Source organism: Mycobacterium sp. GA-1841, assembly GCF_001954135.1.
Taxonomy (GTDB): domain Bacteria; phylum Actinomycetota; class Actinomycetes; order Mycobacteriales; family Mycobacteriaceae; genus Mycobacterium.
The window spans coordinates 18,219-39,342 of sequence record NZ_MBEQ01000010.1 but is presented as its reverse complement, the minus strand read 5'-3'; the positions used below and the strand labels follow the sequence as shown (position 1 = coordinate 39,342).

Here is a 21,124-nt window from a genome sequence, read left to right as displayed (position 1 = left end):
CCCCGAAAGTGGGTACCTGCGATGCGCCCCTGGCTGCTGCGGCCTCGTGACGCCGACGCGGTACGCGCCGAACTGCGCCGCATGGCCAGCGAGACCGGCCTACCGCTGGCCTTCGGCGGCCAGGTGCAGGACGACACCCTGCTGTTGAGTGAGTTCTTCGGCACCCGCACCGGCGCCATGCGCGGGCTCGCGGTGTTACCCAGCGCGGGGTTGGGCGGGGCCAGTGTGGTGTCGCGCCGCCCCATCTCGGTACCCGACTACCGGCGCGCGTCGACCATCACGCATGACTACGACGAGCCAGTGCTCTCCGAGGGCATCCGCTCGATCCTCGCCGTGCCCGTGGTGGTCGACGGCAAGGCCCGCGCCGTGCTGTACGGGGCGCACCGCACCAGCGCCCCGATCGGCGGTCGTACCGCCGCCGCGATGGTGACCTCGGCACAACGGTTGAGCGACGAACTACGCGTCCGCGACGAAGTGGACCGGCGGATGCGGATGCGCGAGGCGGCGCTCACCCACTTCCCCGATCACCCCGCCGACACCGAGCAGATCCGCGAAGTGCACGCCGACCTGCGCCGGCTCGCCGCCGACAGCACCGAGCTGGCCGGGCCGTTGCGTGAGCTCGCCGACCGGTTGGCGGTGGCGTTGCGCGGCGATCCGCCGGCCAGTGCCCCTTTGACGTCGCGCGAGGTCGACGTGTTGGCGCAGGTCGCCCTGGGCTGCACCAACGCCGAAGCGGCGCAGCGTCTTTCTCTGAAACCCGAAACGGTGAAGAGCTATCTGCGCAGCGCGGCGGCCAAACTCGGCGCCCGCAACCGGCACGAGGCCGTGTCCAAGGCCCGACGGCTACGCCAGATTCCTTGACCACTCTGGCAGATTGGACGTCATGGCCCCGATCAAACCGTTCCGCATCGACGTTCCCGACGCCGACCTCGACGACCTCAAGACCCGGCTCAAGCGCACCCGGTGGCCCGAAGCCGAGAGCGTCGACGACTGGACCCAGGGCATCCCACTGGCCTACACCCGGGAACTGGCCGCCTATTGGGCCGACGAATACGACTGGCGGGCCCGCGAAGCCGCGCTGAACCGGTTCGACCAGTTCACCACCGAAATCGACGGTCTGGACATCCATTTCATCCACCAGCGCTCCGGACCTGAAAACGCGTTCCCGCTGCTGGCCACCCACGGCTGGCCCGGATCGATCGTCGAATTCCAGAAGGTGATCGAGCCCCTGACCGAAGCCGGGTTCGACGTGGTGTGCCCCTCCCTCCCCGGGTACGGGTTCTCCGGCAAGCCGGCCACGGCCGGATGGGGCATCGAGAAGATCGCCAAGGCCTGGGACACGTTGATGACCCGGCTGGGCTATGACCGCTACGGCGCACAGGGCGGTGACTGGGGCGCGGCGGTGACGACGCAGATCGGCCGAAATGTCGGATCGTGCGTGGGGATCCACGTCAACATGCCGATCGCCCGGCCCCCCGCCGACGGCATCGGTGAGATGACCGAGGACCTGCAGAAGGCACTGGCCCGGATGGACCACTACCGCAAATGGGATTCGGGCTACATGAAGCAGCAGTCCACCCGACCACAGACGCTCGGATACGGCCTGGTGGACTCCCCCGTCGGACAGCTGGCCTGGATCGTGGAGAAGTTCTGGTCCTGGATGGACTGCGACGGGCATCCCGAGAACGTCGTGTCCAGAGACGAATTGCTGGACAACGTGATGCTCTACTGGGTCACCGCGTCAGCGGCCTCCTCGGCCCGGTTGTACTGGGAAAGCCACGACACCTGGGGCGGCGGCGAATACGTGAGCCTGCCCACCGGAATCGCGTCGTTCCCGCTGGAGATCATGCGCGCCCCACGTAGTTGGTGCGAAACCGGCTACAACGTCACCCATTACACGACGATGCCGCGAGGCGGGCACTTCGCGGCCTTCGAGCAGCCCGATTTGTTCGTCGAGGATGTGACGAAGTTCTTCGACACGGTGCGCTGAATCAGGCCAGGGAATCCACCCACGCCCGGTGCAACGCCGCATAGGCGCCGTCGGTCCGGCCGATCAGCTCCGCCGGCGCCCCGTCCTCGATGATGCGGCCGTGCTCGAGCACCAGCACCCGGTCGGCGATCTGCACCGTGGAGAGGCGGTGGGCGATCACCAGCGCCGTGCGGTCGGCGAGCACGGTTTCCAACGCGCGCTGCACCATTCGCTCGCTGGGAATGTCCAGTGAGGACGTCGCCTCGTCGAGGATCAGCACCGCCGGGTCGGCCAGGAACGCCCGCGCAAACGCCACCAACTGGCGCTGCCCCGCGGAGAGCCGTCCGCCGCGTTTGGCCACATCGGTTGCGTAGCCGTCGGGCAACGCCTCGATGAACCCGTCCGCGCCGACGGCCGCCGCAGCCGCGGCCACCTGAGCGTCGGTCGCCTCGGGCCGTCCGAACCGGATGTTGTCGGCGATCGTCCCGGCGAACATGAAGTTCTCCTGGGTGACCATCACGACGTGACGGCGCAATTCGGACTGCGCCAGCTCGCGCAGGTCGACGCCATCGAGCGTCACCGAACCAGCGGTCGGGTCGTAGAACCGGGCGATCAACTTGGCGATGGTGGTCTTGCCCGCGCCGGTGGTGCCGACCAGCGCGACGGTCTGCCCGGCCGGAACGGTGAGCTCAAGGCCCGGCAGTACGGGACGGCCAGGCGTGTACTCGAATTGCACGCCGCGGAAGTCGATGCGGCCTTTGGGATCCGGGAGTGGCACCGGTTGCTCGGGATCTGCGATCGCCGGGCGCTGCGCGAGCACACCGGCCAGCTTCTCCAGCGCCGAGGAGGCCGATTGGAACGTGTTGAAGAACTGCGAGATCTCTTGCATGGGTTCGAAGAACATCCGCAGATAAAGCAGAAAAGCAGTCAGCGTGCCGATGGTCATCTCACCGTGCAGCACCCGGTAACCGCCGTACAGCAGCACCACACCCGTGGTGAGGTTGCCGACCAGCTTGACCCCGGGCATGAAAATCGCCAGCAGCTTGAACGTCTTCTCGTTGATCGCCCGGTACTCGTCGGCGACGTCGTCGAAGATCTCCTGATTGCGCGGTTCACGCCGGTAGGCCTGCACGGCCTTGATGCCGGTCATGGTCTCGACGAACTGGACGATCACCAGCGCGGCGCTTTCGCGCACCAGCCGATAGGTCTTGGCCGACTCGTTGCGGAACCACCACACCAGGGCGACCAGGATGGGGAACGCCGCGAGGCACATCAGGCCGAGCCGCCAGTCCAATGCCACCAACAGGACCGCCGTGCCGAACAACGTCAGCACCGCAGTGATCAGGCTGTCGAAACCGGTTTCCAGCATGTCCTGGATGGCCTCGACGTCGTTGGTGGACCGGCTGACCACGCGGCCCGACGTGTACCGATCGTGGAAGGCCACATCGAGCCGGCCGAAATGCCGGAACACCCGGCGGCGCAACTCAAGTAACACGCGCTGGCCGACCCGCCCGGAGCGGCGCAAAAAGAACATCCGGCTGATCGCCTGCACGACCACCACCGCACACAGCGTGCCGACGATCAGCATCAGCTCACGGGCCGGGCCGCCCTCGAGAATCGGCGGGATACCGTGGTCGATGCCGCGCTGTACCAAGATCGGAACCGACAGCCGGGCGGCGTTTTCCACGATGACGACCAGCGCCAGCACCGCCACCGTCCACCGGAACGGACGCAGCAACGACCCGAGCAGTGCCCGTGCTTCACGGCGTCTCGGCAGGCTTTCGTCGATCGGGAGATCGGAGGCACGGGCGGTGCCACCGCCGGATTGATCGTCATCGTCGATGACCTGGCCGCGCCAGTCCGTCAAGGTCATCGCCGCTGTACCTCCGCACTGAAACGCGGTGGCTCGCCCACTTCGTCGATGGCCGTACGTTCGTCGTGTCCGCGTTGCAGCCGGCGCAGTTCCTCGTCGTCCTCCCAGTCGCAGGTGCGCTCGCAGGCATCGTCGAGCTGATCGTCGGCGGCCAACAGGTACCGGTACTGCGGCACCTGCGCCAGCAGTTCGGTGTGCGTCCCGATGTGGGTGATGGTGCCCGCCCCGTCAGCCGACACATCCAGCAGCGCGACCTTGTCGGCCAGGAGCACCGTCGACGCGCGGTGCGCCACGATGATGCCCGTCACCCCGCGCAGCACCCGTCCCAGCGCTTCGGTCACGACCGCCTCGGTGTGCACGTCCAGCGCCGACAACGTGTCGTCGAGCACCAGGATCTTGGGTGCGGCCAGGATGGCGCGGGCCAGCGAAAGTCGTTGGCGCTGCCCACCGGACAGGCTCATGCCCTGCTCCCCGATCCGGGTGTCCAACCCGAACGGCAGGTCATAGACGAATTGTGCGGCGGCGATCTCGACGGCTTCAGTCAGCTGCTCAGCAGTGGCATCCGCGTTGCCCAGCCGCAGGTTCTCCGCGACCGACATCGAGAACAGCGTCGGGTCCTCGAATGCGGTGGCCACGGTCTGGCGCAGCACCGGCAGGCTGAACTCGCGGATGTCGCGGCCGTCGATCAGGATCTGGCCTTCGGTCACGTCGTACAGACGTGAGAACAGCGCGGCCAGCACCGATTTCCCCGATCCGGTGGCACCGACGAGCGCCAGGGTCTGCCCCGGCTCGACGACCGCATCGATATGGCGTAAAGCCCAATCCTGTTCACTGTCCGGAAATTTGAAGCCCACATCGCGCAGTTCCAACCGACCGCCGCGCGGCGGCTGGGACACTGGGCCGTCCTCGATTTCGACAGGCGCATCGAAGATCTCGGCGATCCGGTTGGCCGCGGTGAACGATTCCTGCATCATCGACAGCAGGAAACCCAACGAGGCGATCGGCCACACGAGCGACAGCATCATCGTGATGAAGGCGACCAGCGTGCCCATCGTGACGTACCCGTGGCCTGCGGCGTAAGCACCGAACCCGAGCACCACGATCAACGTGAGGTTGGGGATGACCTCCAGCAGGGTCCAGAACTTGGCCGAGACACTCACCCTCGCGAACTGGGTGTCGTACAGACGGGTGGCCTGCTCGTCGAAGCGGTCGAACACATAGTCCTCGCGGCCGAAGGCCTTGACCACCCGCAGCCCCAGCGCGGCTTCCTCGACATGCGTGGCGACGTGGCCGGTCTGATCCTGCGCGAGCCGTGACAGCCGGGTGTATTCGCGCTCGAAATGCAGCACGGTGAACGTGATCGGGACGATCGAGACCAGCACCACGACCCCCAGCGGCCAGTACATGGCCAGCAGGATCGACGTCACCGCGACGATCTGCAGGGTGTTGAGGAGCAGGAACACCAGCCCGAAGGACAGAAACCGGCGAATCGTGGACAGGTCGTTCATCACCCGCGACAACAGCTGACCGGACTGCCAGCGGCTGTGGAAACTCATCGGCAGGATCTGCAGCCGCGCATAGAGATCCTTGCGGATGTCGGCCTCGACGCCCATGGTGGCCCGAGCCACCAGCCAGCGCCGGATGAACCACAGCACGGCCTCGGACACCCCGACGGCCACTGCCGCGGACCCCAGCACCCACAGCCCGTGTTGATCCTGGTGGCGCACCGGGCCGTCGATCACGGCCTTGGTCATGAGGGGAATTCCGACGGTTGCGCCCAGGCTGACCACCGCGACCACGACCATCACGATCCAGCGGGCCCGGTACGGCAACAGGTAGGGCAGTAGCCGCCACAGGTCCGTACTCGCGTGCTTCACTGAATCAATCTTCCCATCAGGGGCAACCGATTAACCTCACGCCGCCGGGACCTCCTCGGAGAACTGGGTGTCGTACAGCTCGGCGTACCGGCCCTCGCGCGCCAGGAGTTCGCGATGGGTGCCGCGTTCGACGATGCGCCCATCCTCGATGACCAGGATGAGATCGGCCGCACGGACCGTGGACAGCCGGTGCGCGATGACGATCGAGGTGCGGCCACCGAGTGCCTCGGCCAATGCCTGTTGCACGGCGGCCTCCGAAGCCGAGTCCAGCGACGCCGTCGCCTCATCGAGCACCACCACCCGTGATCGTCCCAACAGCAGACGCGCGATGGTCAACCGCTGCCGCTGTCCTCCGGACAGACGGTATCCGCGCTCACCGACAACCGTGTCCAAGCCGTCGGGCATCGCGGCGACCACATCGTCGAGGCGGGCGCGGCGCAGCGCCTCCCACAACTGGTCCTCGCCGGCATCCGGTGCGGCCAGCAGCAGGTTCGACCGGATCGATTCGTGGAACAGGTGCCCGTCCTGGGTCACCATGCCCACGGTCCCCTTGAGCGAGGAAAACGTCACGTCGCGCACGTCGGCCCCATTGAGCGTGATGCAACCGCTGTCGACGTCATACAGCCGCGACAACAACGACGCGATCGTCGACTTGCCGGCGCCCGAGGAACCGACCAGTGCCACCATCTGCCCGGGACGCGCCGTGAACGAAATGCCGTGCAGCACCTCGTCACCACCGCGGTCGTCGAGGGTGGCGACCTCTTCCAGCGAGGCCAGCGACACCTTGTCGGCCGACGGGTACGAGAATCGGACGTCCCGGAATTCGACGGGCACCGGGCCGTCCGGCACTGCGGTGGCGTCGGGTTTCTCGGCGATCAACGGCACCAGATCGAGCACCTCGAAAACCCGCTCGAACGACACCAGCGCACTGGCGATCTCGACGCGCGCGTTCGCCAGCGCGGTCAGCGGCGCATACAGCCGGGTCAGCAGCAGCGCCAGCGACACGACCGCACCGGCCTGCAACTGCCCGCCGATCGCCAGCATGCCGCCCAGCCCGTACACCAGGGCCAGCGCGAGCGCCGACATCAACGTCAGCGAGTTCATGAACGTCGACTGCAGCATCGCCGTGCGCACCCCGATGTCGCGGACCCGACCGGCCCGCACCGCGAACTCACCGGACTCGCGGGCGGGGCTGCCGAACAGCTTGACCAGGGTGGCGCCGGGGGCCGAGAAGCGTTCGGTCATCTGGGTGTTCATCGTGGCGTTGTGGACGGCCGCCTCTCGGGACAGCGCGGCCATCCGGACGCCGATGCGCCGCGCGGGCAGCACGAACAACGGCAGCAGCACCAACGACAGCAGCGTGATCTGCCACGAGATGCTGAGCATCACCACCAGCGTCAGGGACAGGGTCACCACGTTGGCGACGATGCCCGACAGCGTGTCCGAGAACGCCCGCTGCGCACCGATCACGTCGTTGCCCAACCGGCTGACCAGAGCCCCGGTGCGGGTGCGGGTGAAGAACGCCACCGGCATGCGCTGGACATGGTCGAACACTGCGGTGCGCAGATCCAGGATCAGGCCCTCACCGATGTTCGACGACAACCACCTGGTCACCAGCGCCACCGCCGCTTCGGCCAGCGCCACCGCAGCGATCACCAGCGCCAGCGTGATCACCGTCGACGCCGGACCCCCGGCGGTGATCACGTCGACCACCCGCCCGGCCAGCACCGGCGTCGTCACCGTCAACAGGGCACTGACCACGCTGATCGCGACGAATCCGGCCAGCCGGCGATGATGGCGCGCCGAGAAGCGCCAGATCCGGGACAGCAGCCGCCGGTCGGCCAGCGAACGCAAGTCGCCGTCGCGGGCATGCGTCTGCCGATACAGCGTCTGCCGGGCCACCGTTTCCAAACTCATGAGCATCACCGTAGAACCTGAACAAAAGTTGAGGTCAAAGACTTCCCGAGGACTTCCCTGGCCGCCTGCGCGATTCGGGATGGGTCATCGGGCAAGATGGCGGGTATGGATAGCGCTGCCGGTGGCATGGCCTCGCCCCGGGTCCTCGTCGTAGACGACGACCCCGACGTGCTCGCCTCGCTGGAACGCGGGTTGCGGCTGTCCGGGTTCACCGTGTCCACCGCCGTGGACGGGGCCGAGGCGCTGCGTAGCGCCACCGAGACCCGCCCCGACGCGATCGTGCTCGACATCAACATGCCCGTGCTCGACGGCGTCAGCGTGGTGACCGCACTGCGCGCGATGGACAACGACGTGCCGGTCTGTGTGCTCTCGGCCCGCAGCAGCGTCGACGACCGGGTGGCGGGCCTGGAGGCCGGCGCCGACGACTACCTGGTCAAGCCGTTCGTGCTGCAGGAACTCGTGGCCCGGGTCAAAGCCCTGCTGCGCCGGCGCGGCGCGTCGGCCACGTTCTCCTCCGAGACGATCCAGGTCGGCCCGCTCGAGGTCGACATCCCGGGCCGGCGCGCCCGGGTCAACGGCGTCGACGTGGACCTGACCAAACGCGAGTTCGACCTGCTGGCCGTGCTGGCCGAACACAAGACCGCGGTGCTGTCGCGGGCACAGTTGCTGGAGCTGGTCTGGGGCTATGACTTCGCCGCCGACACCAACGTCGTCGACGTGTTCATCGGCTACCTGCGCCGCAAACTCGAAGCCGGCGGCGCGCCACGGCTGCTGCACACCGTCCGGGGGGTCGGATTCGTGCTCAGGACCCAGTAGCCCACATGAGCCCGCTGACCCGGATCTTCCGCCGCACTCCCTCGCTGCGGACCCGGGTGGCGTTCGCCACCGCCATCGGCGCCGCGATCGTCGTCGTCATCGTCGGCACCATCGTGTGGGTCGGCATCACCAACGACCGCAAGGAACGGCTCGACCGCCGCCTCGACGAGGCCGCCGGATTCGCCATCCCGTTTCTGCCGCGCGGGCTCGGCGAGATCCCGCGCTCCCCCAGCGATCAGGACGCGGTGATCACCGTGCGTCAGGCCGGCAACATCGCGTCGAACACGAACATCGTGCTGCCCGAGCTGCCCGACGGCTACGCCGACACGTACATCGACGGCGTGCGCTGGCGGGTGCGCACCGTGCAGATCCCCGCCCCCGGGCCGATGTGGGTGGCGGTCGGGGCGACCTACGACGCCACCATCGCCGACACCAACAACCTGCACCGCCGGGTTCTCATCATCTGTGTGTTCGCCGTCGGCGCGGCCACGGTGCTGGGCTGGTTGCTGGCCGCGTTCGCGGTTCGCCCGCTCAAACGCCTGGCCCAGCAGACCCGCCAGATCGAAGCCGGTGACGAGGCGCCCGACGTCGAGGTCCGCGGTGCCACCGAAGCCGTCGAGATCGCCGTCGCGGTCAACGGCATGCTGCAACGCATCTGGTCCGAACAGGGCCGCACCAAGGCCGCGTTGGCCTCGGCCCGCGACTTCGCCTCGGTCTCCGCGCATGAACTGCGCACCCCGCTCACCGCGATGCGGACCAACCTGGAGATCCTGGCCACCCTCGACCTGCCCGAGGACCAACGCAAAGAAGTGGTCAACGATGTCATCCGCACGCAATCGCGGATCGAGGCCACCCTCGGTGCGCTCGAACGGCTGGCGCAGGGCGAGCTGACCACCACCGACGATCACGTCACCGTCGATATCACCGAACTTCTCGACCGGGCGGCCCACGACGCCATGCGCGTCTACCCCGATCTCGAAGTGTCGCTGGCACCGTCGCCGACCGTGATCATCATCGGGCTGCCGACCGGGCTGCGGCTGGCGGTGGACAACGCGATCGCCAACGCCGTCAAACACGGCGGCGCCACGCGGGTCCAGTTGTCGGCGGTGAGCTCCCGCGAGGGCGTGGAGATCGCCGTCGACGACGACGGCGTCGGAGTGCCCGAAGAAGAACGCGTGATGGTGTTCGACAGGTTCTCCCGAGGGTCGACGGCATCGCGTTCCGGGTCCGGGCTGGGCCTGGCACTGGTGGCCCAGCAGGCCGAATTACACGGCGGCACAGCGGCCCTCGAGTCGAGCCCACTGGGCGGGGCGCGGCTGCTGCTGCGGCTGCCCGGGCCGAGCTGAGTGACTACTCCGTGGTCGGTTCGTCGACGACCGGACGACGGCCCAGCGCCTCGTAGACCGGCACCTCGCGTTTGACCCGACGCAGGGTCAGCGCCAACGTCAGCACCAGGCCGAGCACAAACGACAGGGCCATCAACCACCAGTTGACGTCGCTCATCGTCGCGTTCCGATATCACGTGACCCCGGCAGTTCGGCGAACGCCTGTTCGGCACTGGTGGGTTTGACGGTGACCACCGACATCAGCCAGGCGACCAGCGAGCCCGCCACGAAAGCCAGCAGATACCACAACCATTGGATGACGAAGTCCATGTCGAATCTCCCTAATTGACCGTGATCTCGACGCGACGGTTCTGCGCCTTGCCCTCGGGAGTGTCGTTACCGGCTATCGGGTTCGCCGACCCGGCGCCTGAGGACGTCACGTGGTCGGCCGGCAATCCTTGCGAAACCAGGTAATCGGCAACAGCTTTGGCTCGATTGCCACTCAACGGGACGTTGATGACGTCGTTGCCCGAGTTGTCGGTGTATCCGGTGACCGTCACCCTCGCGCCCTCACAGGTCTTGAGCTTGTCGGCCACCTGCGTCAACAACTGCTGGGAGGCCGGAACCAGGACGAACCCGTCGGCGCTGAAATTGATCGGTGTCCGCAGCAGGGCACTCACGTCGTCCTGCAGCCCGGCGCACGGGCCGGGCCCGGCAGGAGCCGGGGGCACCGGCGCGGCGGGCGCGGCGCTCACCTGAATATCGTTGATCAGATTGATGTTCGGCCAGGCCGCCTTGGCCGCTGCCTCGACGGCATCACGCGCCTCGGCCGTTGCCGCGGTACCCGTCAGTGTCAACATGTCACCGTCGAGCTTGAAACTGAAATCAGGGATGGCGTCGCCGGCGGCATCGAAGACCGAACCCACCGCCGACACGTCCGGCGTACTCACCCCGATCCGCACGTTCAGGTTGTCGACCAGATTGACACCGCCGCCGAACTTTCCACGCAACCAGTCCAGCAACGACGACTTGGCGGCCGCATCGGGCAGATCGCCGACAAGAATGAAATCGTTGCCTTTCCGGGTGATCGACAACGGCGCGAACGAGTGGTCCGGCGTGTTGACCTCGGGAGCTGTCAACGTCGCGGTGGGATTGACGTCGGGAAGACTGACATCGGCGTCCTTGTCCGAGCGGTCGAGCCCACCCCAACCGATCAGGCCCAGCAACAATGGAACCACCACCAAGGCCAACAACCATCCCCAACCGGGTGGTCGGCGGTACAGCTTGGAGGCTGTTTGCCAGCCGGTTATCGTCCGAGATTCGTCCGAACCCACCATCGGGTACCCCGAATCAGCGAGCGCCGAGCAGATCGATCACGAAAATCAGCGTCTTCCCCGAAAGCCGATGCCCCGATCCGGCCGGGCCATACGCCTGAGCCGGCGGAATGACGAGTTGCCGACGTCCGCCCACCCGCATACCGGGTATGCCGTCCTGCCAACCCTGAATGAGGCCCCGCAATGGAAATTCGATGGACTCGCCGCGATTCCACGAGCTGTCGAATTCCTCACCCGAGTCATATTCGACGCCGACATAGTGCACCTCGACAGTGCCGCCGGGCACCGCTTCGGGCCCGTCGCCGACCACGACGTCGGTGATCACCAATTCGCCCGGGGCAGGTCCATCCGGAAACTCGATCTCTGGTTTTGTACTCACCAGATCAACCGTAGTCCGGCAGACTGGTCGTGTGGCCAAAGATCAGGACATCCTCGCCGAAGTTCACCGGCTCGTTGCCGAAGAGCAGGAGCTCCGGTCGAAACTGCAGCGCAAAGAGATAGACGAAGACGAAGAACACCAACGTCTGAAGTCGCTGGAAGTCGCTCTCGACCAGTGCTGGGACCTGTTGCGACAGCGCCGCGCGCTACGCCAGACCGGACAGGACCCCGACCTGGCCGAGAAGCGCCCGGCGGACGAGGTCGAAGGCTACCGGAGCTGACCAGCCGGTGACCGAACAGGCAGTGGACGCCGTCATCGTCGGCGGCGGGCACAACGGCCTGGTTGCTGCCGCCTATCTGGCCCGCGCCGGACGCCGGGTCCAGGTGCTCGAGCGGCTCGACCACGTCGGCGGCGCAGCGGTTTCCGCGCACGCCTTCGACGGCGTGGACGCGCGGCTGTCGCGCTACTCGTATCTCGTCAGCCTCCTGCCCCGGCGCATCGTCTCCGATCTCGGGGCCCGAATCCGGCTGTCCCGACGGCGCTATTCGTCCTACACGCCCGATCCCACCACCGGCGGGGCCACCGGCCTGCTGATCGGGCCCGAGCCGTCGTTCGACGCGATCGGTGCAGCGCACGACGCTGCCAGGTTCGACGACTTCTATCGCCGCTGCGGACAGATCACGACACGGATCTGGCCCACATTGCTGCAACCGCTGCGCACCCGTTCCGCGCTGCGCGACGAAGTGCTCGGCGGGACCGATACCGACACCGCCACCGCCTGGGATGCGCTGATCGAGGAACCCATCGGTGCGGCGATCACCGCCGCGGTGTCGCATGACCTGGTACGCGGCGTGATGGGCACCGACGCCCTGATCGGAACCTTCGCCGGGCTCGACGATCCCTCGCTGATCCAGAACGTGTGCTTTCTCTATCACCTGATCGGCGGCGGTACCGGCGAATGGGACGTCCCGGTCGGCGGAATGGGCGCGGTGAGCGGAGCCCTGGCCGCTGCCGCCTCGGGATTTGGCGCCGAAATCATCACCGACGCAGATGTTTACGCCATCGATCCGGGCGGCGAGGTTCGCTACCGCCGGGCCGGGACGACGCACCGGGTACGCGCCGGGCACGTGCTGGCCAACGTGACGCCGACCGTGCTGGCCGAACTGCTCGGTGAACCCGACCCCGGGACCGCGCCCGGCGCTCAGGTCAAAGTGAATCTGATGCTGCGTCGGCTGCCCCGCCTCCGGGACCAGCGAGTCACGCCCGAACAGGCATTCGGCGGCACGTTCCACATCAACGAGAACTACAGCCAGCTCGCCGGCGCTTACGACGCCGCGGCGGCCGGGCAGGTGCCCGATCCCCTGCCGTGCGAGGTCTACTGCCACTCACTGACCGATCCCACCATCCTGTCCGACGAGCTACGCGCCTCAGGTGCGCAGACCCTCACGGTTTTCGGTCTGCACACGCCACATTCCCTGGCCCTGGCCGACCCCGACCGGATGCGGGACCGGCTGACCTCGGCCGTGTTGAACTCGCTGAATTCGGTTCTGGCCGAGCCGATCCAGGATGTTCTCATGGAAGATTCCGCCGGGCGGTTGTGCATCGAGTCGAAGACCACCGCCGACCTGGAACAGGTGCTGGGGATGACAGCCGGCAACATCTTTCACGGCGCGCTGCGCTGGCCGTTCACCGAGGACGACGAACCACTCGACACGGCTGCGCGCCGCTGGGGCGTGGCTACCGGCCACGACCGGATCCTGTTGTGCGGCTCTGGTTCTCGACGTGGCGGCGCGGTCTCGGGGATCGGCGGCCACAATGCAGCGATGGCGGTTCTCGAATGCTGACTACGGCGTGGTGAGCTTTTGCAAGATCGCCCCCAGCGTCTCAAGGTCCCCGGCGTCGAGCTTGGCGAACACGTCCGGCGCCGGGTCCGCGACCTGATCGATCCGGGCCAACAGCGCCCGGCCGGTGTCGGTGAGCGACACCAGCTTGCTCCGCCGATTGGCCGGATCGACCTCGCGCACCACCAGGCCGCGCTCCTCAAGGTCGTTGACCGCAACCGTGGCGGCCGGGGCGTCGACGGTGGCGGCGTAGGCCAGCTGCTTGACGGTCAACGGGGTGTGCGCAAGCCGTTTCAAGATGCGAATTCGGCTGAACGGCAGGCCGGTTCGCTCGATCACGGCCCGCCGCCAGTGGTCGCGATGATCGAACACCAACCCGGTCAGCGCGCGCCAGACCTCGTCGGCCAACTCGGCCTGCCGGTCACCGGACATGGGTCACCTCCGCGGTGTGATGCGCTCCGATCAGCGGTGCCAACCGCTGCGCCGAACGCAGCGCCCACGGCGTGGTGGAGGCGACGCCGAGCGCGAATATCGCCAAACCCAGCGCGGCACAGACGAACCACAGCGGGCGCGCGGCCGCGGCGAAGTCCGCCCCGGTGCCGGCCAGTGCCGTGCCGGCCACCGAACCGCACAGGGCCACACCGATACTCACGCCGACCTGGCGGCTGGTGGAGGCCACTGCCGAGGCCGCCCCGGCTCGATCCAGCGGCATACCGCTGACCGCCGTCGTGGTGATCGGCGCGTTGACCATCGAGAAGCCGATGCCGAACACCGCGAACATCATCAACAACTGCCAGACCGGGGTGTCGGCGGTCAGCCGGGTCAGCAGGATCGTGGCCACGGTGATCGTCGCACCGGCGGCCAACAGCGAGGGCCGGCTGCCGTACCGCCCGACCAGCCGGCCCGACAACGGCGAGAAGATCAGGGCACCGACGGCGACCGGCAGGTAGATCAAGCCTGTGTGCATCGCCGAGTAACCCCGCTCGGTCTGCAGATACAGCGACATCATGAACAGGAACGCTCCGTAGGCGGCGAACGCGCAGACCGCGATCACCGTGGCCGAGGCGAACGGCACGCTGCGGAAGAACCGGAGATCGATGAACGGGTCCCGCCGCCGCGATTCATAACGCAGGAAGGCCACGAGGGCCAGCAGCGCGACGACGGCGACGCCCAGCGTGCGCCGATCCGTCCAGCCATATCCGGGCCCCTCGATCAACACGAAGACGACGCCGAACAGGAACGCCACGCCGAGGGCCTGTCCGATCGGATCGAGGTCGCGCATCGTCGTCGACTTCGATTCCGGCACGAAGATCGCGGTGAGCACGACGGCCAGCGCGCAGATCGGCAGGTTGATCCAGAACACCGCGCGCCAGTCGACGTACTCGATCAGGGCCCCGCCGACGATCGGGCCGAGGGCCATCGAGATTCCGACCACACCGCCCCAGACACCGATGGCACGGGCCCGCTCGACCCGGCCGGTGAACACCTGGGTGATGATCGACATCGCCACCGGGTTGAGCATCGAACCGCCGATCGCCTGCAGAAATCGGGCGGCGATGAGCGTCTCGATGTTGGGTGCCAGACTGCACAACAGCGAGGCCACCGCGAACACCGTCAAGCCCAACTGAAACGTCCGTCTGCGCCCCAACCGATCCCCGGTCGCACCGGCCAGCAACAGCAACGAGGCCAACACCAGCGTGTAGACGTCGACGATCCACTGCAGCTGCGACGGGGTGGCGCCCAGATCGTCGCGGATGCTCGGTAGCGCGACGTTGACGATGGTGGCGTCCATCGACACGATCAGCAGGCTCAGGCAGCACGAGACGAGGATGATCGCCTTGCGCCGAGCACCGAGCGGATCGACAGTTGTGTTCACACAACTATTGTGAAACTACAACTGTTGGTGCGCAAGCCGAGCGCTGATGTCAGCGCTTGGTGATGTCGACGTAGCCGCGTTCGGTGTAACCGGTGTAGATCTGGCGCGGGCGGCCGATCTTGTTGGGCTCCGAATGCATCTCGCGCCAGTGCGCGATCCAGCCCGGCAACCGGCCCAGCGCGAACAGCACGGTGAACATGCGGGTCGGGAAGCCCATCGCCCGGTAGATCACGCCGGTGTAGTAGTCGACGTTCGGGTAGAGCTTGCGCTCGACGAAGAAGTCGTCGGTCAACGCGATCTCTTCGAGCTGCTTGGCGATGTCCAGCAGTTCGTCGTCGCCACCCAGCTTGCCCAGGATCTTGTCGGCCTGCTCCTTGACGATGCGGGCGCGCGGATCGTAGTTCTTGTAGACCCGGTGTCCGAAGCCCATGAGCTTCACACCGTCTTCGCGGTTCTTGACCTTCTTGACGAAGGTCTTCACGTCGTCGTCGCCGGTGCGGATCTTCTCCAGCATCTCCAGCACGGCCTGGTTGGCGCCGCCGTGCAGCGGCCCCCACAGCGCGTTGATGCCACCGGAGATCGAGGTGAACAGGTTGGCCTGCGACGAGCCCACCAGCCGTACCGTCGACGTCGAGCAGTTCTGCTCGTGATCGGCGTGCAGGATCAACAGCATGTCCAGCGCGCGGACGATCTCGGGATCGACCTCATACGGCTCGGCCGGGAAGCCGAACGTCATCCGCAGGAAGTTCTCCACCAGCGTCAGCGAGTTGTCCGGGTACAGGAAAGGCTGACCCTCGGACTTCTTGTACGCATACGCCGCGATCGTCGGCAGCTTGGCCAGCAACCGGATCGTCGACAGCTCGACCTGCTTCTTGTCCAGCGGATCCAACGAATCCTGGTAGTAGGCGCTCAGCGCGTTGACCGCACTGGAGAGCACCGGCATCGGATGCGCGTTGCGCGGGAAGCCGTCGAAGAACCGCTTCAGATCCTCGTGCAGCAACGTGTGCCGCTGGATCTGGGTGGTGAACGACTCCAACTGCTCGGCCGTCGGCAACTCACCGTAGATCAGCAGGTAACTGACCTCGATGAACGTCGAATTCTCGGCCAACTGCTCGATCGGGATACCCCGGTACCGCAGGATGCCGGCATCACCGTCGATGTAGGTGATCGCGGACTTGGTGGAAGCGGTGTTGACGAAGCCACCATCAAAAGTGGTGTAGCCGGTCTTGGCCAGCAACGGGCCAAGCGCGATGCCGTCACTGCCCTCGGTGGCATTGACGATCTCCAGATCAATCTCGCCACCGGGGTACTTGAGAGTGGCAAGCTCCTGCCCACTCGACGGGTTTTCGGCCACGGGAATCCCTTCATCGTCCTGGAACCGACTCACTGCTCTACAAAAGGTAGTCGCAATCGATCGGCGCTGCCCGCGGGGGGTTACCAACCGGTCACTGCAATTGTGCAACGGCCGGTTGCCCGGGCTGGTGGACGCCCGCCGCGACCTCCCGGAAGTCGGCATATGTGGTCTTGATCTCCTCGACGATGTCATCGACGGTCACACGGGCCCAATCTGCGCGAGAGCCCAGATCAGCGATGCCGGTCATGATGATCGACGCCCAGACGACAGCCGTCAGTTTGAGCCGGCGATCGTCGCCGGCCACTCCCATCCGCCGCGCCAGCACCACGTTGACCGCATCCGCCCGGAACTCGGAGGCCGACTGCATCAACGTCGGCGACGAGGTGACGATGCGCGCCGAGGCCAGCAGCCGTTCCGACGTCAGCCCGGACGGCGCCGCGGACTTCGTCTTCAGGAACGCCGCCACATGGGCCCGGTACAACGCCTCGAGATCACCGATTCCGGCCGGCTGGGCCGCGAGCTCGAGTGCGACCATCCCGATCACCTCGTCGACGAACGCCAGGACGACGGCATCCTTGGTGGCGAAGTAGCGGCTGAAGGTGCGCGGGGACACGTCGGCGACGGCGGCGATCTGTTCGACCGTGGTCTGCTCGAATCCCTGGCGGTCACACAACTCGATCGCGGCCTCGATCAACAGGGCCCGGGTGCGCTGCTTCTTGCGTTCGCGCAAACCCGGTTCGGCCTGGGACACCACGTCAACCACGAGACGCGATGCTAGTGCCCAAAGGACTGTTTCTCGGTCCTTTTCGGCAACTATGTGGCGTTCGATGCCATTCGCCGGTGGTCATACTTTGTCCGGCTCGGACTGTTCCTGCGGCGCACCGGGGCTCACCCGATAACGGATGAACGCCGGCCCCGCCAAGGCGGCGATCACCACGCCCACGACCACGAGGGCCCCGCCGCCGGCCGCCGCCACCGTGGTACCCACCGCCGCCGCGGCCGCGCCGTGCAACGTGTCGGCCAACCGAGGGCCACCGGCCACTACGACGGTGAACACGCCCTGCAACCGGCCGCGCAGTTCATCGGAGGCCGCCTGCTGCAGAATCGTCGACCGAAACGCTGCCGAGACCATATCGGCAGCCCCACCAATCGCCAAGAACGCCAAGGCAATCCACATCGCCAGGCCGGCGGAGCCACCCCCTGCCCCACCTGCGATACCGAACCCGACCATCGCCACGCCCCAGACCACGATCGCCGCCACCACCGCCAGCCCCTGCCTGCGGATGCGCGGCAGCCAGCCGGAGAACACACCCCCGGCCACCGCACCCACCGACATCGCCGCCGCCAGCAGCGCCATCGCGGTGCCACCCTCGACCGGGCCGCCGAAACTCTCGTGCGCCATCTCGGGGAACAGCGCCCGCGGCATACCGAAGATCATCGCCACCAGATCGACGACGAACGACATCAACACCACCCGGTTACCGGCCAGGTAGCGAAAGCCGTCCAGCACCGCGGCCAGGCCCCAGCGCGACGAGCTACCCTCGGTGCTCGACGGTGGCATCGGGGCAAGGCGGAACGTGGCCCAGATCGGCGCCAGACAGGTGACCGCGTCGATCAGGTACAGCGTCGACAGGTCCACCCAGTTCAGCAGGAATCCGGCCATCAGCGGACCGACGATGGCGCCGAACTGCATCACCGTCATGTTCAGCGAGTTCGCCGCGGGCAATTGTTCACCGGGCAGCATCCGCGGAATGGCCGCCGACCGGGTGGGGCTGTTGACGGCATAGAACGCCTGCTGCAGCGCCAGCAGACACAGCACCACCCACACGTTGTCCACCGACAGCGCGGCCTGCAACCACAGCAGCACCGAGGAACCGGCCAGCCCGATCGAGGCGATGATCAGCAACAGCCTGCGGTCCATGGCGTCGGCCCAGGCGCCGCCCCACAGGCCGAACACGACCAGCGGAACCAGCGCGAACAGGCCGGACAACCCGACATAGGCGGAGTTCTGCGTCAGTACGTACAGCTGCACCGGCACCGCGAAGATCGTGAGATTCGCGCCGATCACGGTCGGGATGCCGGCCAGCCACAACCGCCGGAAGTCCGGTGTACGCAGCGGGGTGGTGTCGGCGAAGAGGCTTCTCACCGGTTACGGCTGGAGACGTTGCGCGGAGTTGGCGATGACGCGAATCCGGTTGTGCACCCGGTTCTCCCGGCCCTGCCAGAACTCGACGCTGTCCGGGGCGATCCGGTAGCCACCCCAATTCGGCGGTACCGGGACCGCGTCGAGGTCGGCGAACCGTTCGGTCACCTCGGCAAGCTGATCCAGCAGGGCCGAACGGGATGCGATCGGGCTGGACTGTTGCGACGCCCAGGCACCCAGCTGCGAGCCCCGCGGGCGCTTGGACCAGTAGTCCTCGGTGGCCTCGCGGCTGACCTTCGTGACCGGCCCGCGCACGTGTACCTGCCGCCCGAGCTGATACCACGGAAACGTCGCCGACGCATAGGGATTGACGGCCAACTGGGTGCCCTTGGCAGAGTCATAGTTGGTGAAGAACGTGATGCCGGTCTCGTCCATGCTCTTGCACAACACCGTTCGGGTGACCGGTCTTCCCTCGACGTCGGTGGTGCCGACCACCATGGCGTTCGGCTCGGCCACCCCGGCCCGGTAGGCATCCGACAGCCAGGTCCGCAGCAGCGTCAGCCAACCGGTGGCCGGATCCTCCCCGAGCCAGTCGACATCGAGGTCACCGCAACCGTCCTTCTCCACGTAATCCACGCGCATGGCCGCCAGGTCGTGATCGTGGTTTTCCGGGGTCTGTCCCGAGGGTCTTGCCACCGCGCTAACGCTACGCCTGGGCTTGGTGCAACAATCTGGCCATGCCAGCCGTACCGGAAGACTTCGTAGCCGGGTTGGAAGGCGTCGTCGCCTTCACCACCGAGATCGCCGAGCCGGACAAGGACGGTGGTGCACTGCGCTACCGGGGCGTGGACATCGAGGAACTGGTCGAGCACCGGGTCACCTTCGGCGACGCGTGGGGACTGCTGGTCGACGGCAGCTTCGGCACCGGCCTGCCCCCGGCCGAACCGTTCCCACTGCCCATCCACAGCGGCGACGTCCGCGTCGACGTCCAGGCCGGGCTGGCGATGCTGGCCCCGATCTGGGGCTACGCCCCGCTGTTGGACATCGACGACACGACCGCCCGCGACCAGCTGGCCCGTGCCTCGGTGATGGCCCTGTCCTACGTCGCCCAGTCCGCCCGCGGCATCTACCAGCCCGCGGTGCCGCAACGCCGAATCGACGAATGCCCCACGGTGACAGCACGTTTCATGACGCGCTGGCAGGGAGACCCGGACCCCAAGCACATCGAGGCGATCGACGCGTACTGGGTCACCGCCGCCGAACACGGGATGAACGCCTCGACGTTCACCGCCCGGGTGATCGCCTCCACCGGCGCCGATGTGGCCGCCGCCCTCTCGGGCGCCGTGGGTGCGATGAGCGGGCCGCTGCACGGCGGAGCCCCGGCCCGCGTGCTGCCGATGATCGAAGAGGTCGAAAAATCCGGTGATGCCCGGGCGGTGGTGAAAGCCATCCTCGATCGCGGCGACAAGCTGATGGGATTCGGGCATCGGGTGTACCGGGCCGAGGATCCGCGGGCCCGGGTGCTGCGGGCCACCGCCAAACGCCTCGCGGCGCCGCGCTACGAAGTGGCCGCGGCCCTGGAGCAAGCCGCGCTGGCCGAGCTGCGCGAACGCCGCCCCGACCGCGCCATCGAAACCAACGTCGAGTTCTGGGCGGCGGTGATCCTGGACTTCGCCGAGGTGCCCGCCACGATGATGCCGGCGATGTTCACCTGCGGGCGGACCGCCGGCTGGTGCGCACACATCATGGAACAGAAACGGCTGGGCAAGCTGGTACGCCCGGCCGCCATCTACGTCGGCCCCGAACCGCGCAGCGTCCAGGCGGTCGCCGGGTGGGACCAGATCGCGCACTGAGTTCTCCTTCTCCTGCGCCGAGTTTTTGTCGGACCGTGGTGGTTGCATGGAGTGGTCCGCCGATGAGATCTGCCCGTCGGGCGGGTCTGCATTGAGTCCGCTCAACTCATCAGGAGAAGAACATGGCGATCGAAGTAACCCCCGCAGTCACTCCCCACCTGGTTGTCGACGACGCCGCCGCGGCGATCGACTTTTACGTCAAGGCATTCGGCGCCACCGAACTGGGCCGGGTGCCCGGTCCCGACGGCAAGCTGGTTCACGCCGCACTGACCATCAACGGGTCCACGGTCATGCTCAACGACGACTTCCCCGATTACAACGACGGCAAGTCGTCCACACCCAAGGCCCTGGGCGGCACGCCGGTGACGATTCACCTCACCGTGACCGATGTCGAGGCGAAGTTCGCCCGCGCCGTCGAAGCCGGCGCCGAAGTGGTCGCGGAACTCGCGGACCAGTTCTGGGGCGACCGGTACGGCGTGGTGCGCGACCCGTTCGGACACCAGTGGTCGCTCGGGCAGCCGGTGCGCGAGGTCAGCATGGAAGAAATCGCGCAGGCCATGAAATAGG

Annotated in this window: 21 protein-coding genes; 8 read left to right on the top strand and 13 right to left on the bottom strand. The window is 67.1% G+C overall.

From position 1 onward, the window contains the following. Positions 1–21 precede the first annotated feature (21 nt). Together A5740_RS02795 and A5740_RS02790 are read left to right on the top strand one after the other, a co-directional pair. Positions 22–861 (top strand): LuxR C-terminal-related transcriptional regulator, encoded by an 840-nt coding sequence (locus A5740_RS02795; RefSeq protein WP_076191318.1) that lies wholly within the window; start codon positions 22–24, stop codon positions 859–861. 22 nt (positions 862–883) lie between these two features. Further along, entirely contained in the window at positions 884–1,990 is a 1,107-nt protein-coding gene (locus A5740_RS02790; protein ID WP_076191317.1) for an epoxide hydrolase family protein, read from the top strand. A gap of 1 nt (position 1,991) precedes the next feature. On the opposite strand, the gene A5740_RS02785 is transcribed toward A5740_RS02790, so the two are convergent. Genes A5740_RS02785 through A5740_RS02775 form a run of 3 tightly spaced genes read right to left on the bottom strand, consistent with a single transcriptional unit; the run spans position 1,992 to position 7,636 of the window. Next, on the bottom strand, positions 1,992–3,842 hold the full coding sequence (locus A5740_RS02785; RefSeq protein ID WP_076191315.1) for an ABC transporter ATP-binding protein: 1,851 nt from the start codon (positions 3,840–3,842) through the stop codon (positions 1,992–1,994). Beyond that, positions 3,839–5,719, bottom strand: a complete 1,881-nt coding sequence (locus A5740_RS02780; RefSeq protein ID WP_371454707.1) for an ABC transporter ATP-binding protein — start codon at positions 5,717–5,719, stop codon at positions 3,839–3,841. Before A5740_RS02780 ends, A5740_RS02785 begins: the two co-directional genes overlap by 4 nt. A 36-nt stretch (positions 5,720–5,755) precedes the next feature. Continuing rightward, positions 5,756–7,636 carry an ABC transporter ATP-binding protein gene (locus A5740_RS02775; RefSeq protein ID WP_076191418.1) on the bottom strand — a complete coding sequence of 627 codons (1,881 nt, stop codon included), beginning with the start codon at positions 7,634–7,636 and terminating at the stop codon, positions 5,756–5,758. A gap of 96 nt (positions 7,637–7,732) precedes the next feature. On the opposite strand from A5740_RS02775, the gene prrA reads away from it, so the two are divergent. Both prrA and A5740_RS02765 read left to right on the top strand, forming a co-directional pair. Then, positions 7,733–8,452, top strand: a complete 720-nt coding sequence (gene prrA, locus A5740_RS02770; RefSeq protein WP_076191312.1) for a two-component system response regulator PrrA — start codon at positions 7,733–7,735, stop codon at positions 8,450–8,452. 5 nt (positions 8,453–8,457) lie between these two features. Next, positions 8,458–9,798 carry a HAMP domain-containing sensor histidine kinase gene (locus A5740_RS02765; protein WP_076191310.1) on the top strand — a complete coding sequence of 447 codons (1,341 nt, stop codon included), beginning with the start codon at positions 8,458–8,460 and terminating at the stop codon, positions 9,796–9,798. Between the two features lie 4 nt (positions 9,799–9,802). Here the strand turns inward: A5740_RS02765 and A5740_RS28685 are convergent, their stop codons facing one another. The 4 genes from A5740_RS28685 to A5740_RS02755 all read right to left on the bottom strand — a co-directional run bounded on the left by A5740_RS28685 (position 9,803) and on the right by A5740_RS02755 (position 11,490). Next, positions 9,803–9,955, bottom strand: coding sequence for a hypothetical protein (locus tag A5740_RS28685; RefSeq protein ID WP_175616141.1), 153 nt, complete (start codon positions 9,953–9,955; stop codon positions 9,803–9,805). Continuing rightward, on the bottom strand, positions 9,952–10,107 hold the full coding sequence (locus tag A5740_RS28680) for a hypothetical protein (RefSeq protein ID WP_175616140.1): 156 nt from the start codon (positions 10,105–10,107) through the stop codon (positions 9,952–9,954). Before A5740_RS28680 ends, A5740_RS28685 begins: the two co-directional genes overlap by 4 nt. 11 nt (positions 10,108–10,118) lie before the next feature. Then, positions 10,119–11,018, bottom strand: a complete 900-nt coding sequence (locus tag A5740_RS02760; RefSeq protein ID WP_254849059.1) for an OmpA family protein — start codon at positions 11,016–11,018, stop codon at positions 10,119–10,121. 109 nt (positions 11,019–11,127) lie between these two features. After that, complete coding sequence (locus tag A5740_RS02755; RefSeq protein ID WP_076191306.1) at positions 11,128–11,490, bottom strand: FKBP-type peptidyl-prolyl cis-trans isomerase; 363 nt, start codon at positions 11,488–11,490, stop codon at positions 11,128–11,130. A 31-nt stretch (positions 11,491–11,521) separates the two neighbouring features. On the opposite strand from A5740_RS02755, the gene A5740_RS02750 reads away from it, so the two are divergent. Both A5740_RS02750 and A5740_RS02745 read left to right on the top strand, forming a co-directional pair. After that, on the top strand, positions 11,522–11,770 hold the full coding sequence (locus tag A5740_RS02750; protein ID WP_076191304.1) for a DUF2630 family protein: 249 nt from the start codon (positions 11,522–11,524) through the stop codon (positions 11,768–11,770). 7 nt (positions 11,771–11,777) lie between these two features. Next, positions 11,778–13,334, top strand: coding sequence for an NAD(P)/FAD-dependent oxidoreductase (locus A5740_RS02745; protein ID WP_076191302.1), 1,557 nt, complete (start codon positions 11,778–11,780; stop codon positions 13,332–13,334). On the opposite strand, the gene A5740_RS02740 is transcribed toward A5740_RS02745, so the two are convergent. The 6 genes from A5740_RS02740 to pdxH form a co-directional block, all read right to left on the bottom strand. Next, complete coding sequence (locus A5740_RS02740; RefSeq protein ID WP_076191301.1) at positions 13,335–13,763, bottom strand: MarR family winged helix-turn-helix transcriptional regulator; 429 nt, start codon at positions 13,761–13,763, stop codon at positions 13,335–13,337. Further along, positions 13,753–15,207, bottom strand: coding sequence for an MFS transporter (locus A5740_RS02735; protein ID WP_076191299.1), 1,455 nt, complete (start codon positions 15,205–15,207; stop codon positions 13,753–13,755). Before A5740_RS02735 ends, A5740_RS02740 begins: the two co-directional genes overlap by 11 nt. A 49-nt stretch (positions 15,208–15,256) precedes the next feature. Next, positions 15,257–16,561 (bottom strand): citrate synthase, encoded by a 1,305-nt coding sequence (locus A5740_RS02730; RefSeq protein WP_076191416.1) that lies wholly within the window; start codon positions 16,559–16,561, stop codon positions 15,257–15,259. 91 nt (positions 16,562–16,652) lie between these two features. Next, entirely contained in the window at positions 16,653–17,324 is a 672-nt protein-coding gene (locus A5740_RS02725; protein WP_076191298.1) for a TetR/AcrR family transcriptional regulator, read from the bottom strand. Between the two features lie 81 nt (positions 17,325–17,405). Continuing rightward, positions 17,406–18,707: an MFS transporter gene (locus A5740_RS02720; protein WP_076191296.1), complete on the bottom strand. Its 1,302-nt coding sequence runs from the start codon at positions 18,705–18,707 to the stop codon at positions 17,406–17,408. A gap of 3 nt (positions 18,708–18,710) precedes the next feature. Beyond that, positions 18,711–19,346: a pyridoxamine 5'-phosphate oxidase gene (gene pdxH, locus A5740_RS02715; RefSeq protein ID WP_083653917.1), complete on the bottom strand. Its 636-nt coding sequence runs from the start codon at positions 19,344–19,346 to the stop codon at positions 18,711–18,713. A gap of 95 nt (positions 19,347–19,441) precedes the next feature. Between pdxH and A5740_RS02710 the strand changes: the two genes are divergently transcribed. Both A5740_RS02710 and A5740_RS02705 read left to right on the top strand, forming a co-directional pair. Then, positions 19,442–20,557: a citrate synthase 2 gene (locus A5740_RS02710; RefSeq protein ID WP_076191293.1), complete on the top strand. Its 1,116-nt coding sequence runs from the start codon at positions 19,442–19,444 to the stop codon at positions 20,555–20,557. Positions 20,558–20,679: 122 nt separating this feature from the next. Further along, positions 20,680–21,123 (top strand): VOC family protein, encoded by a 444-nt coding sequence (locus A5740_RS02705; RefSeq protein ID WP_076191291.1) that lies wholly within the window; start codon positions 20,680–20,682, stop codon positions 21,121–21,123. Position 21,124: the final 1 nt, after the last annotated feature.

What these genes read in the sequence shown, in the direction of transcription:
- A5740_RS02795 (WP_076191318.1), top strand. Translation starts at nt 22, where the DNA reads ATGCGCCCCTGGCTGCTGCGGCCTCGTGACGCCGACGCGGTACGCGCC.
- A5740_RS02790 (WP_076191317.1), top strand. Translation starts at nt 884, where the DNA reads ATGGCCCCGATCAAACCGTTCCGCATCGACGTTCCCGACGCCGACCTC.
- A5740_RS02785 (WP_076191315.1), bottom strand. Translation starts at nt 3,842, where the DNA reads ATGACCTTGACGGACTGGCGCGGCCAGGTCATCGACGATGACGATCAA.
- A5740_RS02775 (WP_076191418.1), bottom strand. Translation starts at nt 7,636, where the DNA reads ATGAGTTTGGAAACGGTGGCCCGGCAGACGCTGTATCGGCAGACGCAT.
- prrA (WP_076191312.1), top strand. Translation starts at nt 7,733, where the DNA reads ATGGCGGGTATGGATAGCGCTGCCGGTGGCATGGCCTCGCCCCGGGTC.
- A5740_RS02765 (WP_076191310.1), top strand. Translation starts at nt 8,458, where the DNA reads ATGAGCCCGCTGACCCGGATCTTCCGCCGCACTCCCTCGCTGCGGACC.
- A5740_RS28685 (WP_175616141.1), bottom strand. Translation starts at nt 9,955, where the DNA reads ATGAGCGACGTCAACTGGTGGTTGATGGCCCTGTCGTTTGTGCTCGGC.
- A5740_RS28680 (WP_175616140.1), bottom strand. Translation starts at nt 10,107, where the DNA reads ATGGACTTCGTCATCCAATGGTTGTGGTATCTGCTGGCTTTCGTGGCG.
- A5740_RS02740 (WP_076191301.1), bottom strand. Translation starts at nt 13,763, where the DNA reads ATGTCCGGTGACCGGCAGGCCGAGTTGGCCGACGAGGTCTGGCGCGCG.
- pdxH (WP_083653917.1), bottom strand. Translation starts at nt 19,346, where the DNA reads ATGCGCGTGGATTACGTGGAGAAGGACGGTTGCGGTGACCTCGATGTC.
- A5740_RS02710 (WP_076191293.1), top strand. Translation starts at nt 19,442, where the DNA reads ATGCCAGCCGTACCGGAAGACTTCGTAGCCGGGTTGGAAGGCGTCGTC.
- A5740_RS02705 (WP_076191291.1), top strand. Translation starts at nt 20,680, where the DNA reads ATGGCGATCGAAGTAACCCCCGCAGTCACTCCCCACCTGGTTGTCGAC.